At 68.5% G+C, this 15,980-nt stretch carries 14 protein-coding genes; all 14 read right to left on the bottom strand.

All coding sequences use genetic code 11. The features are described 5' to 3' along the window. Window positions 1-38: 38 nt before the first annotated feature. The 14 genes from ABNQ39_RS12260 to miaB all read right to left on the bottom strand — a co-directional run bounded on the left by ABNQ39_RS12260 (window position 39) and on the right by miaB (window position 15,818). Window positions 39-434: a type II toxin-antitoxin system VapC family toxin gene (locus ABNQ39_RS12260; RefSeq protein ID WP_376957855.1), complete on the bottom strand. Its 396-nt coding sequence runs from the start codon at window positions 432-434 to the stop codon at window positions 39-41. Continuing rightward, window positions 413-736 (bottom strand): type II toxin-antitoxin system Phd/YefM family antitoxin, encoded by a 324-nt coding sequence (locus ABNQ39_RS12255; protein ID WP_376957854.1) that lies wholly within the window; start codon window positions 734-736, stop codon window positions 413-415. The genes ABNQ39_RS12260 and ABNQ39_RS12255 overlap by 22 nt, the downstream gene beginning before the upstream one ends. A gap of 114 nt (window positions 737-850) precedes the next feature. Next, a complete protein-coding gene (gene infB / locus ABNQ39_RS12250) occupies window positions 851-3,730 on the bottom strand; it encodes a translation initiation factor IF-2 (protein ID WP_376957853.1) in 2,880 nt (959 codons plus the stop codon). 21 nt (window positions 3,731-3,751) lie between these two features. Continuing rightward, window positions 3,752-4,552 carry an RNA-binding protein gene (locus ABNQ39_RS12245; RefSeq protein WP_376957852.1) on the bottom strand — a complete coding sequence of 267 codons (801 nt, stop codon included), beginning with the start codon at window positions 4,550-4,552 and terminating at the stop codon, window positions 3,752-3,754. A 74-nt stretch (window positions 4,553-4,626) separates the two neighbouring features. Further along, window positions 4,627-6,198: a transcription termination factor NusA gene (nusA, locus tag ABNQ39_RS12240; RefSeq protein WP_376957851.1), complete on the bottom strand. Its 1,572-nt coding sequence runs from the start codon at window positions 6,196-6,198 to the stop codon at window positions 4,627-4,629. Between the two features lie 119 nt (window positions 6,199-6,317). After that, window positions 6,318-6,818, bottom strand: coding sequence for a ribosome maturation factor RimP (gene rimP, locus ABNQ39_RS12235; protein WP_109052223.1), 501 nt, complete (start codon window positions 6,816-6,818; stop codon window positions 6,318-6,320). A gap of 264 nt (window positions 6,819-7,082) precedes the next feature. After that, complete coding sequence (trmB, locus tag ABNQ39_RS12230; protein ID WP_376957850.1) at window positions 7,083-7,835, bottom strand: tRNA (guanine(46)-N(7))-methyltransferase TrmB; 753 nt, start codon at window positions 7,833-7,835, stop codon at window positions 7,083-7,085. 151 nt (window positions 7,836-7,986) lie between these two features. After that, complete coding sequence (gene metK / locus ABNQ39_RS12225; RefSeq protein WP_376957849.1) at window positions 7,987-9,168, bottom strand: methionine adenosyltransferase; 1,182 nt, start codon at window positions 9,166-9,168, stop codon at window positions 7,987-7,989. Between the two features lie 315 nt (window positions 9,169-9,483). Further along, window positions 9,484-9,978: a helix-turn-helix domain-containing protein gene (locus ABNQ39_RS12220; protein ID WP_109052220.1), complete on the bottom strand. Its 495-nt coding sequence runs from the start codon at window positions 9,976-9,978 to the stop codon at window positions 9,484-9,486. Window positions 9,979-10,108: 130 nt separating this feature from the next. Then, window positions 10,109-11,722 carry an apolipoprotein N-acyltransferase gene (gene lnt, locus ABNQ39_RS12215; protein WP_376957848.1) on the bottom strand — a complete coding sequence of 538 codons (1,614 nt, stop codon included), beginning with the start codon at window positions 11,720-11,722 and terminating at the stop codon, window positions 10,109-10,111. Window positions 11,723-11,861: 139 nt separating this feature from the next. Then, a complete protein-coding gene (locus tag ABNQ39_RS12210; protein WP_376957847.1) occupies window positions 11,862-12,818 on the bottom strand; it encodes a hemolysin family protein in 957 nt (318 codons plus the stop codon). Next, window positions 12,815-13,321 carry an rRNA maturation RNase YbeY gene (gene ybeY / locus ABNQ39_RS12205; protein WP_376957846.1) on the bottom strand — a complete coding sequence of 169 codons (507 nt, stop codon included), beginning with the start codon at window positions 13,319-13,321 and terminating at the stop codon, window positions 12,815-12,817. The genes ABNQ39_RS12210 and ybeY overlap by 4 nt, the downstream gene beginning before the upstream one ends. Continuing rightward, entirely contained in the window at window positions 13,318-14,367 is a 1,050-nt protein-coding gene (locus tag ABNQ39_RS12200; protein ID WP_428846400.1) for a PhoH family protein, read from the bottom strand. The genes ybeY and ABNQ39_RS12200 overlap by 4 nt, the downstream gene beginning before the upstream one ends. Window positions 14,368-14,423: 56 nt before the next feature. Beyond that, window positions 14,424-15,818, bottom strand: coding sequence for a tRNA (N6-isopentenyl adenosine(37)-C2)-methylthiotransferase MiaB (miaB, locus tag ABNQ39_RS12195; protein WP_376957844.1), 1,395 nt, complete (start codon window positions 15,816-15,818; stop codon window positions 14,424-14,426). Window positions 15,819-15,980 lie beyond the last annotated feature (162 nt).

Raw genomic sequence — 15,980 nt, 5'->3', positions numbered from 1 at the left:
TTCGTCGATGTCTGGCACCCGCGGCGGCCTGACCGGTGTCAGGACCAGAGAACGGGCACGTCGTAAAGTCTGATGGTTCGGTCGGCGCTGACCAGCGTCAGGCCATCGGCCTGGGCCTGGGCGATCAGCATGCGGTCGAAGGGGTCGCCGTGATGCCGGGGCAGATTGTCCAGCCGGTCGATGTGACGGACGTCGATGGGATGGATCGTCAGACCGTTTTCGACCAGAAGGCGATGAAACCCGGTGGGCAAGGTCAGTTTTCCGAGGCCGGTCTTGATGGTGAGTTCCCAGAGCGACGCGATGCTCGCCAGCACGGTGTTGGAACCGTCGGCGATCACGGTCCGGACAGCGGAACCGAGCTTCGGGTCGTCGGTCGCCAGCCACAGCAGCACATGACTGTCGAGCAGCAGCCTCACCCCGGCACCCCTTTCCACTGGTCCGGCCACTCCTCGTCCGGAGCGAGACCGTAGAAGCTCTTCAGCAGGTCGTCGGGCAGCGGAGCGTCGAAATCCTCGGCGATCCGGATTTGTCCCTTGGCGAAGCCGAACAGCACCGGTCGCTTGCCGGACGGCGTTCGTGCGGGCGCCCCGTCTTCCGCGAGGGGATCTTCTGCGACGGGCACCAGCTTAACCGCAGGCTTCCCATCGCGAAGAATGACGATCTCCTCGCCATTCTCCACCCGGTCGATCAGTTCGGCCATATGCCCGTCGGCTTCGGAAAGCGGAACGCGATCCATAGCGTCACCTCCAGGTTGGCGTCACCCTCACCCTGTCCGGAAAAACTATCCGGAAAACGAACCGCCCGGCCCCGTCCGGTAGAACACCGGAAGGGGCCGGGCGGACCGTCGGTCTCAAAGCTCGCGAGCGATTTCGTCGATCTCGAAGGCTTCGATCTGATCGCCGGCCTGGATGTTGTCGTAGTTCTCGAAGGCCATGCCGCACTCGTAACCCTCGCGGACGTCCTTGACCTCGTCCTTGAAGCGCTTGAGCGTCTTGAGCGTGCCTTCGTGAATGACGACGTTGTCGCGCAGCAGGCGGACGCCGGCGCCGCGCTTGACGGTGCCCTGCGTGACCATACAACCGGCGACCTTGCCGACCTTCGTGATGTTGAACACCTCGCGGATGGTCGCGTAGCCGATGAAGCGTTCCCGCAGCGTCGGAGACAACAGACCGGTCAGCGCCGCCTTCACGTCGTCGATCACGTTGTAGATGATCGAGTAGTAGCGGATTTCGACGCCGTCGCGCTTGGCGAGATCGCGGGCCTGCGGGTTGGCGCGGACGTTGAAGCCGATGATCATCGCGTTGGACGCATTGGCCAGCGTGATGTCGGACTCGTTGATCGCACCGACCGAGTTGTGCAGGACGCGGACCTTGACCTCGGTGTTCTCGGCCGTGAGCTTCTCCAGCGAGCTGGCGATGGCTTCGATCGAGCCCTGCACGTCGCCCTTGATGACGACCGGCAGTTCCTTGGCCTCGCCGGCCTGGATGCGGCTGAACATGTCCTGCAGCGAACCGCGGGCCGAGGCCGCCACCGCCGCTTCGCGCTTCTTGCGCTGGCGGAACTCGGCGATCTCGCGGGCACGGGCCTCGGACTCGACGACGGAGAAGTCGTCGCCGGCCATCGGCGTGCCGTTCAGGCCCAGAACCTCGACGGGCACGGCCGGGGCCGCCTCGTTGACGTTCTGGCCGCGGTCGTTGATCAGGGCGCGGACGCGGCCCCACTCGGCACCGGTGACGAACACGTCGCCGACCTTCAGCGTGCCGCGCTGGACCAGCACGGTGGCGACCGAACCGCGGCCACGCTCCAGCTTCGCCTCGATGACGACGCCTTCGGCGGCACGCTCGGGGTTGGCCCGCAGCTCCAGGATTTCGGCCTGGAGGAGGATGGCCTCCTCGAGCTTGCTCAGGTTGCGCTTGGCCTTGGCCGACACTTCGACGTCGAGCACGTCGCCGCCCATCTCCTCGACCACCAGCTCGTGCTGGAGCAGTTCCTGGCGGACGCGCTCCGGCTTGGCATCGGGCAGGTCGCACTTGTTGATGGCGACGATGATCGGAACCTTGGCCGCCTTGGCGTGGCGGATGGCCTCGATCGTCTGCGGCATGACGCCGTCGTTGGCGGCGACCACCAGCACGACCACGTCGGTGACGTTGGCGCCGCGGGCACGCATCTCGGTGAAGGCGGCGTGACCCGGCGTGTCGATGAAGGTGATCTTCGCACCCGACTCCAGCTGCACCTGATAGGCGCCGATGTGCTGGGTGATGCCGCCGGCCTCGCCCGACACCACGTCGGTCTGGCGCAGCGCGTCGAGCAGCGAGGTCTTGCCGTGGTCGACGTGGCCCATGATGGTGACGACCGGCGGACGGGACACCAGGATGGCGCCCTCTTCCTCGGTGGCACGCAGGCCGATCTCGACGTCGGACTCCGACACGCGGCGGACGCGGTGGCCGAACTCGGTGATCAGCAGCTCGGCGGTGTCGGCGTCGATGGTCTGGTTGATGGTCGCCATCACGCCCATGCGCATCAGCGCCTTGATGACGTCGGCGCCACGCTCGGCCATGCGGTTGGCCAGCTCCTGCACGGTGATGACCTCCGGCAGGACGACGTCGCGGGTGACCTTGGCGGTCTCCTGACGGCTCATCTGGCGCAGGCGTTCACGCTCGCGGGCACGGCGCACCGCGGCCAGCGACCGGGTGCGGTCGCTGCCGTCGTCGCTGAGCGCCTGCGAGACGGTCAGCTTGGTGCCCTTGCGGCGGTCGGCGCCGGCGGGAGCCTTGGCGGCCGGACGGGCCGGCGCGGCCTTGGCCGGAGCGCCGCCGCGACCACCCTTGCGGCGGTTGTCGTCCTCTTCCTCGGCGCGGGCCGGCGGGGCGCCGACGCCCGGCGGGGTGCGGCCGGGAGCGGCGTCGGCGGCCGGACGGGCTGTCGCGCCGCCGGGGCGCTGGTCGCCGGCCGGACGGGCACCGGCCGGACGCGCGCCGTCACGGCCCGCACCGTCGCGGGCGCCATCGCGGACACCGTCGCGGCGCGGGGCCGGCTCGGCGTCGCGACGCTTGGCGTCCTCGGCTTCCTTGCGCTTGGCCTCTTCCTCCTTGCGGCGGCGTTCGGCCTCGGCGGCGATCTTGCGATCCTCCTCCTGGATGGCGCGCATCTCGTCCAGCTCGCGCTGGCGCAAGGTATCGGCATCCAGGATGATCGGCGGCATTTCCGGCGCGGCCGGCGCCGGAGCGTCGGAGGGGGCGGCGGCCGGAGCAGCGGCTTCGGAGGGGGCGGCCGGAGCGGCGGCCTCATCTTCGGCGATCTGGGCGGCGCGGGCTTCGGCCTCGGCGGCGCGGGCTTCGGCGCGGGCCGCGTCTTCCTCGGCGTCGATCCGGCGCTGCTCTTCGAACGCCGCGGCGCCACGAAGCGCGCGCAGGCGGGATTCCAGCTCCTCGCGGGTCAGCTGGCGCCCGGCAGGGGCACCGCCGCCACGGGGGCGCTGGCCCTGGGCGCCGCGCATCGGCAGGCCCTGGGCAGCTTGACGCGCGGCGGCGCCGCCGTCGGCAACGCCGGGCACGGCGCCCTTTTCAACATGACGCTTGCGCTTGACCTCTACGGTCACCGCTTTTGACCGGCCATGGGAGAAGCTCTGCCGGACCTGGGTCTCGACCGGCTTCTTCGACTCCAGCTTTCCTTTGCTGGCGCCGGTTAGGTGCAAGACTTTTTTCTGGTCCTGGTCGTTGCTGTCGGTCATCGGTTCCCGAATGGTCAGACGTTACATCGCAGGCCGGCCGGCCGTATCGCCGACTCCCAAGCCCTTATCAGATTCCCGGTGCGCGTCCCGGTCCCCTTCGGGACCTGTCGAGCCCAGCTGCCCCTGGGGACCTTTCAGCCCCCTCAGGCGTGCCGCATCGCGGGCCAGCCCTGCGGCCAGCCTGCCCCGCGCCACCACGGCGTGCACCGCGTGATCGCGTCCCAGCGCCGCGGCCAAGGCCGGGGACTGGAACAGGTCGATCACCGGCAGCGACGGCGCGAGCGCCGTCACCTTGCCGCGCTGGTCCAGCGAGCCGTCCGCGGCTTCAACCAGCAGGGCCGGCGGGGGACCCGCACGGCCGACCTGGTTGGCCCTCAACGCCTCGCGCACCTTCTCGTATCCCGCCAGAACGTGGCCGGCACGGCGGGCAAGGCCCAACGCGTGCAGACAGCGCCGCTCCAGCAGCCGTTCCAGCCTCTCGGCCAGATCGGGCGGTACTTTCACCGCCCGGCGGGCCGCTTTGGCGAAAACGGATTTACCCATGGCTTTCGCCAGGGCATCCCGGTCGGCCGTGACCCAAAGGCCGCGGCCGGGCAGACGTTCCTCCAGGTCCGGAACCACCTCGCCGTCGGGGCCGATCACGAAGCGGATCATGCTCTCCTTCGGCCCCACCGTGCCCGACGCGATGCAGCGGCGCAGAGGCCCCTTCTCGTCGTCGGCCGGCAGGCGGTCCGTACCGGCACAATCGTCCTGTGCCAAATCCTGTTCCGGCACCGCATCCGCGGTGGCGGTCGGTGTCCGTTCGTCGTTCCGTTCGGTCATCCGATCGTCATCCGCTCGCGCGGTCCCGAATAATCGTTCCTCTCGGGCGCAGTTCCAACCGGCATTGCTGCCGGTCAGGCCTGCGCGCCCTGGCCATCGGCCGAACCCGCGGCAGCGCCGTCGGCGGCGGGAGCCGCAGTGGCGCCGTCCTCGCCCTCACCCTCGAACCAGTGGGCGCGCGCGGCCATGATGATCGCGTTCGCCTCCTCTTCCGAGGGAGCGTCCTTGGCGCCGTCCTTGCCCAGGATCTCGACCAGCTCGTCGCCGGCCAGATCGGCCAGGTCGTCCAGCGTCTTGACGCCGTTCTCGCCCAGCTTCACCAGCTGCGTGGCGCTGAAGCCGGTCAGCTCGGCGATGATGTCCTCGACGCCCAGCTCCAGCCGGCGCTCGTTGGCCTGCTCGTCCCGGACTTCCAGGAAGGCCAGGGCGCGCTGCTTCAGCTCGTCGGCGACCGACTCGTCGAACCCTTCGATCTCGGCCAGCTCCTCGGTCTCGACATAGGCGATCTCCTCGACCGAGGTGAAGCCTTCGGCGACCAGCAGGTGGGCGATCACGTCGTCGACGTCCAGCGCCTGCATGAACAGGGCGGAGCGGTTGTGGATTTCCTCCGACCGGCGCTCCGACTCTTCCTGTTCGGTCAGGATGTCGATGTCCCAGCCGGTCAGCATCGAGGCGAGGCGCACGTTCTGGCCGCGGCGGCCGATGGCCAGCGACAGCTGGTCGTCGGGCACCACCACCTCGATGCGGTGGTTGTCGTCGTCGAGCACGACCTTGGCGACCTCGGCCGGGGCGAGCGCGTTGACGACGAAGGTCGGCGCCTCGCCGTTCCACGGGATGATGTCGATCTTCTCGCCCTGCAGCTCGCCGACGACCGCCTGGACGCGGCTGCCGCGCATGCCGACGCAGGCGCCGACCGGGTCGATGGAGCTGTCGTGGCTCAGCACCGCGATCTTGGCGCGCGAACCCGGGTCACGGGCGACCGCCTTGATCTCGATGATGCCGTCGTAGATTTCCGGCACTTCCTGGGCGAACAGCTTCGCCATGAACATCGGATGCGTGCGCGACAGGAAGATCTGCGGCCCGCGCGGTTCCTCGCGGACGTCGAAGATGTAGGCGCGCACACGGTCGCCGTTCTTGAAATGCTCGCGCGGCAGCAGCTCGTCGCGGCGCAGGATCGCTTCGGCGCGGCCCAGGTCGACGGTGACGTTGCCGTATTCGACGCGCTTGACCAGACCGTTGACGATCTCGCCGTTGCGGTCCTTGTACTCGTTGAACTGGCGCTTGCGCTCGGCGTCGCGCACCTTCTGCACGATCACCTGCTTGGCGGTCTGGGCGGCGATGCGGCCGAAATCGATCGGCGGCAGCGGGTCGACCAGGAAATCGCCGAGCTTGGCGCCGGCCTTGCGCTTCTGGGCGTAGGGCAGGGTTACCTGCGTCGCCTCGTTCTCCACCGTCTCGACCACTTCGAGGTGGCGGGTCAGATGGATGTCGCCGGTCTTGCGGTCGATGCGGGCGCGGATGTCATGCTCATGGCCGTACTTGGAGCGGCCGGCCTTCTGAATCGCCTGCTCCATCGCCTCCAGGACTTCGTCCCGGTCGATGTTCTTTTCGCGGGCGACCGCGTCAGCGACTTGCAGCAGTTCCATCCGTTACACTTCCTGAATCGGTCTTGTGTGGTGCCGGTCTTGCGTGATGTCCGGTCGGGTCGGCGGGGGGCAACTTCGGGCGGGGATCCTGGCGGCTATCGTCCTGGCGGACCGGGCCGTCAGTGCTCCAGGCCCTCCTGCTGCTCCTGGCTGGCGCGGATCAGCTCGTCCGTCAGCACCAGCTTGGCGCGCAGGATGTTGTCGAACTCCAGCCGGGCGGGTCCCTGTTCGGTGTCGACGCACACGAGGCCGTCCTCGACGCCCTTCAGCATGCCCTTGAAACGCTTGCGGCCGTCGATGGCCATGCGGCTTTCCAGCCGGGCTTCGAAGCCGGCGAAGCGCTCGAAATCCTTGAGCCGGGTCAGCGGCCGGTCGATGCCGGGGGAGCTGACTTCCAGCGTGTAGGCCTCGCGGATCGGGTCTTCCACGTCCAGCAGGGCTGAAACGGAGCGGCTGATGTCGGCGCAATCCTCGACAGTCATGGGCGCGCCGTCGGCGCGCTCCGCCATGATCTGGAGAATTGCCCGCTGGCCGCCGGAGATCTGAACGCGCACGACCTCATAGCCCATGGCTTCGACCGACGGCGTGATGATCTGTTCGATGCGACCTGTAGCGTCCATTCCACCTAACCCAAAGCCTGCGGCCGGGATCGAACCGGACGAGGTTTCCACAACAGAAGGTTCAACAAGCGCGTGCTTCCACACGCTCATAAAAAAATAAGTGGGCAAAAGCCCACCCGCAAAGCGTCTCGCCGGCCCGGTTGCCCGGGCCGCCGATCCGTATGGGTTCTCAGAGGCTGAATATAGTCATTCCGGCCGATGCCGCAAGCCTTTTCGGGACCGATCGACGTCGCGGCCCGGAATCTCAAGCGGAACGGGTATATGTCATCCCCGCGGGCGGCGGACGAACCTCATGAAGACCGGCTTGCGCCCGGCAATGATCGCCTTCTCCTCATAGCGCGTTGCCGGCCAGTCGTCGGGGCGGATGCGCCAGTCGGACGGGCGGCGCGCCGTCCATTCGAAATCGGGATGCTTGACCGTATGTTCGAGCATCCAGCGCACCAGACCCATGTCGTCGCTGGCCAGACGCAGCTCGGCGCCGTCCTTCAGCACGCGGGCCAGCCGCGGCAGGTTCTCCGGCCCGATGAAGCGGCGGTCGGCATGGCGCTTCTTCGGCCAGGGGTCGGCGAACAGCACGAAGGCACGGCCGATCGACGCGTCGGGCAGGGCGTCCAGCAGCGGCCGGGCATCGTCGGGATGGATGCGCACGTTGCTGAGATCGTCGTCGTCGATCATCCCCAAGAGACCGGCGATGCCGTTGAGGAAGGGTTCGGCGCCGACGATGCCGACATCCGGGTTGTGCTTGGCCTGCCAGGCGAGGTGATGGCCCATGCCGAAGCCGACCTCCAGCCAGACCTCGCGTTTCGGCGCGTCGAACAGGCTGGCGGGGTCCCAAAATCCCGGTGTCGGGCTGCCGCCGGATTTCGGCACCGCGATCTGGAGCTGCGGCAGCAGATCCTCGATCAGGCTCGTGCGGCGCTTACGCAGGGGGCGGCCCTTGCGCCGGCCGAACAGCCGGTTTCCGGTTTCTATCTGCGGAGCGTCGTCGGTCGGTCGGTCGGTTTTGCTGTCGGTCATGGGCTGTCGGCTAGGGGCTGTCGGTCATGGCGGCCGATGCGGTTCGAAGAGCGGCATCGGCAGGAAAAGGGCTTACACAAAAAGGGCGGCGGAGGCCGTTTCCAGCCTCCGCCGCCCTTTTTCATCTCTGGTGATCCGCCGGTCGGGGCAGTCAGAAGGCGCCGCGCAGGGCCTCGACCAGATCGGTCTTCTCCCACGAGAAGCCGCCGTCCACCTCGGGCTCGCGGCCGAAATGGCCGTAGGCGGCGGTGCGGGCGTAGATCGGCTTGTTCAGGCCCAGATGCGTGCGGATGCCGCGCGGGGACAGGTCGACCAGCTGCTGGAGGATGTCGGACAGACGGTCCTCGTCGACGTTGCCGGTGCCGTGGGTGTCGACATAGACCGACAGCGGCTTCGACACGCCGATGGCGTAGGAGACCTGGATCGTGCACTTGTCCGCCAGTTCCGCCGCGACGACGTTCTTGGCGAGGTAGCGGGCGGCGTAGGCGGCCGAGCGGTCGACCTTGGTCGGGTCCTTGCCGGAGAAGGCGCCGCCGCCGTGCGGGGCCGCACCGCCGTAGGTGTCGACGATGATCTTGCGGCCGGTCAGGCCGGCGTCACCGTCCGGGCCGCCGATGACGAAGCGGCCGGTCGGGTTGACGTACAGATTCTTATCGTCGCACATCCAGCCTTCCGGCAGGCAGTTGACGATGTGCGGCAGCACGATCTCGCGCACCGCGTCCTGGTCCAGCCCCTCGGCATGCTGGGTCGACAGCACGATGGCGGTGGCGCGGGTCGGGCGGCCGTCGATGTACTGCAGGGTGACCTGGCTCTTGGCGTCCGGGCCCAGCTGCGGGGCGGCGCCGGAATGGCGCGCCTCGGCCAGCGACTTCAGGATGGCGTGGCTGTAGTAGATCGGCGCCGGCATCAGGGCCGGGGTCTCGCGGCAGGCATAGCCGAACATGATGCCCTGGTCGCCGGCACCCTCGTCCTTGTTGCCCGCAGCGTCGACGCCGACCGCGATGTCGGCGGACTGGGAATGGACGAAGCACTTGACGTCCATCTTCTCCCAGTGGAAGCCGTCCTGCTCGTAGCCGATGTCCTTCACCGCGGCACGGGCGGCTGCGACCAGCTGGTCGGCCTCGATGCTGGCGGGGCCGCGAACCTCGCCGGCCAGCACCACCTGGTTGGTGGTCGCCAGCGTCTCCACGGCCACGCGGGCCTGCGGGTCGTGCGAGAGGTAGAGATCGACGATGGCGTCGGAAATGCGGTCGCAGACCTTGTCGGGATGACCCTCCGACACGGACTCGCTGGTGAAGACGTAGTTCAACTTTGCCACGGGAAACCTCGGCATTCGGCGGCACGCTATTTCATGAGCCGAAACGGCAGACCGGTACAGCGGCCGCAGACACCGATCCAAATCCGGTTTTGACAAGGTTTCAGGCCGGGGTCAAGAAGCCTACCGGCGGTAAGGCCTTGGTCCTATCATCGCAGGCACCACACGAAGGGGGTGGATACGGTCGCGCCACATCTTCCCCGTTCGGTGGGTATCGCAGGCCGCGGACAACCGGCAGGAGTCGCTGCCGTGAGCTCGACGCCCCCAATTGCCGCTCCCAATTGCCGCGGTGAATTGCCGCCGTGGGTCACTGCTGCAAATCACCGCCGCACCTTACTCCGCGGCTTCCGCCACGGCGGCGCTGGCCACTGCCTTGGTCAGCTCGAACAGGCGCTTGCGCACCGACGGATCGCTGATCTTGTAATAGGCGCGGACCAGTTCCAGCGTCTCGCGCTTGGCCATCGGATCGGGCTCGTAGGTGCTGGCCGACCGCTCTTCCGAGCCACCCGCCTCGTCGTCGTCATCGACGCGGGCCGAGGCCGCGTCGGCCGGCATGTCGTCGAAGAAGAAGGAAACCGGCACGTCCAGCACGCGGCTGAGATCGAACAGACGCGATGCGCCGATGCGGTTGGCGCCACGCTCGTACTTCTGCACCTGCTGGAAGGTCAGGCCGATGGCCTCACCCAACTTTTCCTGGCTCATGCCGAGAAGGGTGCGGCGGAGACGGACGCGGGATCCGACATGGACATCGATGGGATTCGGCTTTCCGGTCTTCGGACGGCCTGCACCCGCACGGCGCCCGCGCGGCGCTCCAGTTTCAGTCTGCATCTCGTTTATCCCTGTAACGGTTGTGCAACCTAGTTACGACATATCCACGTATGCAGTCAAGCCCGCTCCGGTCATGCCGGTTACACGAATTTGTTCTGCCGGTGGCGGGCAGAATGCCCGTATTGCAGTGTCACCGGTGATATCGCGAGGCTAGGGCTGCCATGAAACAGCCTAGAAGCACTATGCCGAAAATCCAGTCTCCCATGCGGGCATAGGCTGTAACGCCAGACGGAGCTTTCGGTAACGTGGTATCGATGAAGCCACGCTCACCCAGACCGAGCAATTGTCGCACACGACCGTAGGAATCCACCACCCCGGATATTCCCGTATTCGCCACCCGGACCAGCGGCAGCCCTTCCTCGACGGCCCGCACCTGATTGATGGCGAAATGCTGGTGCGGACCGGCGGTGCGGCCGTACCAGGCGTCGTTGGTCAGGTTCAGCAGCCATTGCGGCCGGTCGGCGGTATCGACCACCGCGCCGGGGAAGATGCTCTCGTAGCAGATCAGCGGGCTGAAAGGCGGCAGGCCCGCCACGCGGTCGCCCAGATGCAGGGTGCGCGGGCCGGGACCGGCGGAGAACTCCGCCCCGTTGCCGGCGATGGCGCCGACCGGCAGCCATTGCCGCAGCGGCATATATTCGCCGAAGGGGACGAGATGGAACTTGTCGTAGTCGGCGACCGCGGCGCCGCTGCCGTCCACCGCCACCATGCCGTTGAAATAGCGGCGCTCGCCGTCGGCATCCACCGTCGTGCGCGGGGCTCCGGTGATCAGCAGCCCGCCGGACGGCGTGACCGAGGCCAGGGCCTGCCGCACCCGCGCATCGTCCTCGATGAAGAAGGGAACGGCGGTTTCCGGCCAGATGATGACGTTGGGCGGCGGGGTGGAGGGATCGGCCGGGGCGGCGGCGGACAAAGCGAGATGGCTCTGGAAATTCTGCACCCGTTCGCCGGGCGCCCATTTCAGCCGCTGGTCGATTGCCGCCTGCACCAGCCGCAGCCGCACCCCCGGCACCGGCTCGTCGACCGCACCGGCCAGCCGCCATGCGCCCCAGCCGCCGAGGATCGCCAGCAGCGCCAGACCGGCGGCGACGGCGGCGCCGGCCCGGCCGGGCGTGGTGTCGCGGTCGGGCAGGGCGGCCGGCAGCGACGCCACCAGCACCGTCACCAGCGTCAGGCCATAGATGCCGACCAGCGAGGCGGTCTGCAGAACCGGCAGTACCCCGACCCAGCCATAGCCGATCAGGTTCCAGGGAAAGCCGGTGAAGACATGGCCGCGCAGCCATTCCCACAGGCACCAGCAGGCGGCGAACAGCAGCGGGCGCCCGAGCCCGGCGCCGAAGCCGCGCCGGCGCAGCAGCTGGAAGGTCAGGGTGGCGCCGCCGCTGAACGTCGCCAGCACGACCGGCAGGCCGACCGCCGACAGCGGCAGCGCCCACCAGAAGCGTTCGATGTCGGTGAACAGGGCGGCGCTGATCCAGTAGAGCCCCAGCAGGTGGTGGCCGAAACCGAAGAACCAGCCGACGGCGAAGGCGCCCTTTTTGGTCTCCGCCCCGTCGAGCAGCCAGATCAGGCCGGGAAAGGCCACCAGCACGACCGGCATCAGGTCGGCCGGCGGCAGCGCCAGCGTGGCGAACCCGCCCAGCAGCATCGCGGCGGCCAGCCGGCGCCAGCCGGTCAACGCGGCCAGCCGCGCGGAAACGCGGCCCAGCTTGGCCGGGACGGGCAGGGTGTCGGTGGCGGTCAAGGCAAAACTCCGGCAGCGGCAGGGATGGCGGCGCCATAGGTGCGGGCGGCGCCATAGGTAATGCTGCCGTGCGGGGGTGCCAAGGTTCTTGTGGGCGGGGCTGTGTTGTGGGGGTGGGGAGGCCGGCCCCACCCAGTCTTCAGGCCGTCTCCGCCAGCTCCACGCTGTTGGCCGGGACGTTGTGGACGCGCAGGCGCTTCAGCCGGCGGGAGTCGGCGTCGACGATCTCGAACTCCAGGCCCGACGGGTGGACCAGCCGTTCGCCCAGCCCCGGCACGCGGCCGGCGATGGAGACGACCAGACCGCCGAGCGTGTCGATGTCCTCGCGCTCCTCCTCGGTCAGCACCGGGCCGACGCGGACCTCGAAATCCTCGATGGGCAGGCGGGCGTCGGCGATCAGGCTGCCGTCGGGACGTTCGACCAGCCGCGGCGCCGCGGCCTCGTCATGCTCGTCCTCGATCTCGCCGACGATCTCCTCGACCAGATCCTCGATGGTGACGAGGCCGTCGATGCCGCCGAACTCGTCCACCACCAGCGCCATGTGCTGGCGGGTCTGGCGCATCTGCACCAGGAGGTCGAGCACATGCATGGAGGGGGCGACGATCTTCGCCTCGCGGATGATGCCGCTCAGGTCCGGCTTCTGGCGCAGCCCTTCGGCGGAGATGGCCTGCTTGGCCATCAGGGTCATCACATCCTTGATGTGAATGATGCCGACCACGTCGTCCAGGGTCTCGCGGAACACCGGCAGGCGGGAATGGCCTTCCTCGGCGACGCGCTGGACCAATGCTGGGAAGGGGGTGTCGATGTCGACGGCGATGATGTCGGCGCGCGGCACCATGACGTCGGCGACGGTGCGGTCGCGCAGCTTCAGGATGTTGGTCAGCAGCGCCCGCTCGCCTGTGCCCAGCGAATCCTCGCCGTCCTCGCTGGCCGCATCGTCCAGGCCGGAGATCAGCTCTTCGATGGTGCCGCGCAGGGATGTGTCCTCGCGGCCGCCCCAGACGGTGCGGAGCCACCCCTTGAACAGGTGGCCCAGGGAATGGTCTTCGGCCCCGTTGTCATCACGGGGCGTGCGACTGTCGGATATATCGCTCATCGGTCCGGCGGTTGGTGGTTGGCGGCGTAAGGATCGGCGATTCCGAGCGTGGCGAGCAACCGGGTTTCCAGCGCCTCCATCTCCTCGGCCTCGTCGTCCGTCTCGTGATCATACCCCAGCAGATGCAGAACACCATGCATCACAAGGTGAGTCAGGTGGTCCTGCAAGCTTTTCCGCTGTTCGGCGGCTTCGCGTGCAACCGTCTCATAGGCGAGGATGACGTCGCCCAGCATCACCGGCACGCCCTCCTGCGCGTCGGGCTCCTCCGCTTCGGTCAGGGCGAAGGACAGGACGTTGGTCGGCTTGTCCTTGCCGCGATACTCGCGGTTCAGCCGGTGGACCAGTTCGTCGTCGGCCAGCACGACCGACAGCTCGGCCGGGCCTTCCTCGTCGTCGTAGGCCGCAGCGAGCGCGGCGAGCGCCGCGCGCTCGGCCAGCCACTCGGCATCCTCGGCCCAGTCGCCGGCTTCACGTGAAACAGCGATATCGACCGCGGTGGTCATTCCGGTTCTCCAACGATCCCAGCATCGCCGCCGGTCGTTTCGGATGCGGAACCGGTCGGCGCAGCGTTGAAGCGGCGGGCCTGCTTGCGTTCCGCCTCGCGGGCGTCGGCCTGGTCATAGGCACGGATGATGCGGGCCACCATCGGGTGGCGGACCACGTCGGCGTCGGTGAAGCGGACGAAGCGCACCCCCTCCACCCCGCGCAGGATGTCGAGCGCGTCGCGCAGGCCCGACCGGGTGCCGGTCGGCAGGTCGATCTGCGAGATGTCGCCGGTGATGACCATCCGCCCGCCTTCGCCGAGGCGGGTGAGGAACATCTTCATCTGCATCGGTGTGGTGTTCTGCGCCTCGTCGAGGATGACGAAGGCGTTGCCCAGCGTCCGGCCGCGCATGAAGGCCAGCGGCGCGATCTCGATCTCGCCGGACTCCAGCCGCTTCTTGACCTGTTCGGCCGGCAACATGTCGTGCAGCGCGTCATAGAGCGGGCGCAGGTAAGGATCGACCTTTTCCTTCAGGTCGCCGGGCAGGAAGCCCAACCGCTCGCCGGCCTCGACCGCCGGGCGCGACAGCACGATGCGGTCGACCTGACCGGTGGTCAGCAGGGCCACCGCCTGCGCCACCGCCAGATAGGTCTTGCCGGTGCCGGCCGGGCCGAGCCCGAAGACCAGCTCGCTCTCCGCCAGGGCCTGGAGATAGGCGGCCTGGGTCGGGGTGCGCGGCGTGATCGGGCCGCGCCGGCGGGTGCGCAGCGCGATCTCGGCGCGGGTGATCGTCGCCTGCGGGGCGGCGGGGCGCGGCTCCTCGCCAGCAGCGACGCCGGCGAAACCGGCCTCGGCGGTCGCCATGCGGACGGCGCCGTCGACCTCGCCGCCGTCGATGGTCTGGCCGCGGGTCAGCCGGCCATACAGGCCGTTCAGCGCCGTCCGCGCCGTCTCGGCGGCGTCGGACGGGCCGGAGATGGTCAGGGTGTTGCCGCGGGAGATCAGCGACACGCCGAGAAGCGATTCGATGCGGGCGAGGTGGCGGTCATGCTCCCCGTACAGCATCGGCAGAAGACGGTTGTCATCGAATTGAACGTCGATGCGCCGTTCGGGCAGACCGTTCAAGCGCTGGCCTCCAAGGTTACGGCAGGCTGGAAGGGAGAGGTGGTGACGTATTCGCCGGTCACCACGGTGCCGGCGAGGCTGTTGGCCCGCGCGGCGTCGACCCGCACCTCGACGATGCGGCCGAGCAGCCGTTCGTCCGCCTCGGCATGGACCGACTGCATCCACGGGCTGCGGCCCAGCAACTGGCTGTCGCGGCGGCCGACGCGGTCGAACAGGACCGGCACGCTGCGGCCGACGAAGCCGTGGTTGAAGGCGATCTGCTGGGCATCCAGCAGCTGGCGCAGAGCCTCCAGCCGCGCCTCCTTCACCGCGTCCGGCAACTGGGCGCCCTCGACCGCGGCCGGGGTGCCGGGACGCGAGCTGTATTTGAAGGAATAGGCCTGGGCATAGCCGATCTCGGTGACCAGCTTCAGCGTCTGGGCGAAATCGGCGTCGGTCTCGCCGGGGAAGCCGACGATGAAGTCGCCGGACATCGCCAGATCGGGCTTGGCCGTGCGGAGCCGGTCGACCAGCCGGCGGTAGTCGTCGGCGCTGTGCTTGCGGTTCATCGCCGCCAGGATGCGGTCCGACCCGGCCTGCACCGGCAGATGCAGGTAGGGCATCAGCTGCGGCACCTCGGCATGGGCGCGGATCAGGTCGTCGGCCATGTCGCGCGGGTGCGAGGTGGTGTAGCGGATGCGCGCCAGCCCGTCGATCTCCGCCAGTTCGCGGATCAGCCGGCCGAGGCCCCAGGTCACGCCGTCCGGCCCGTCGCCGTGCCAGGCGTTGACGTTCTGGCCCAGCAGGGTGATCTCGCGCGTGCCGCCGGCGACCAGCCGCTTCGCCTCGGCCAGGATCTGGCCGGCGGGGCGGGAGAACTCGGCGCCACGGGTGTAGGGCACCACGCAGAAGGTGCAGAACTTGTCGCAGCCCTCCTGCACCGCCAGGAAGGCGGCGACGCCCTGGGATCCTGCTTCCTCCGGCAGGAGGTCGAACTTGGATTCGGCCGGGAAATCGGTGTTCAGCACGCTGCCGGCGGCACGGCTGGCCTTCGCCACCATCTCCGGCAGGGTGTGGTAGGTCTGCGGGCCGAAGACCATGTCGACGAAGGGGGCGCGGGCGACGATCTCCTCGCCCTCGGCCTGGGCGACGCAGCCGGCGACCGCCAGGATCATCCGGCCATCCTCGGCCTCCGCCTTGCGGTCCTTCATCTGGCGCAGCCGGCCCAGCTCGGAGAAGACCTTCTCGGCCGCCTTCTCGCGGATGTGGCAGGTGTTCAGGATCACCATGTCGGCGCCGTCCGGCTCATCGACCGGTTGGTAGCCCAGCGGTGCCAGGACGTCCACCATGCGGGCGGAGTCGTACACGTTCATCTGGCAGCCCCAGGTCTTGATGAACAGCTTCTTGGTCAACCCGCACCCTTCCGCTTGGAACAAAAACGAATAGCGCGCTCACGGTTCTGCGTGGCGCGCGGCACGCCGTCGGTCCGGCGTCGCTCCTGAAAAGATGGTATCGCGTGCGGGGCGAATCGAGTCAATCCCGCTTCGCCCCGCTCCATTTCGCACAACAAGCCG

Source organism: Azospirillum sp. A26 (assembly GCF_042604635.1).
Taxonomy (GTDB): Bacteria; Pseudomonadota; Alphaproteobacteria; order Azospirillales; family Azospirillaceae; genus Azospirillum; species Azospirillum palustre.
The sequence above is the reverse complement of the archived record's forward strand: the minus strand, read 5'-3'. Positions and strand labels throughout refer to the sequence as shown.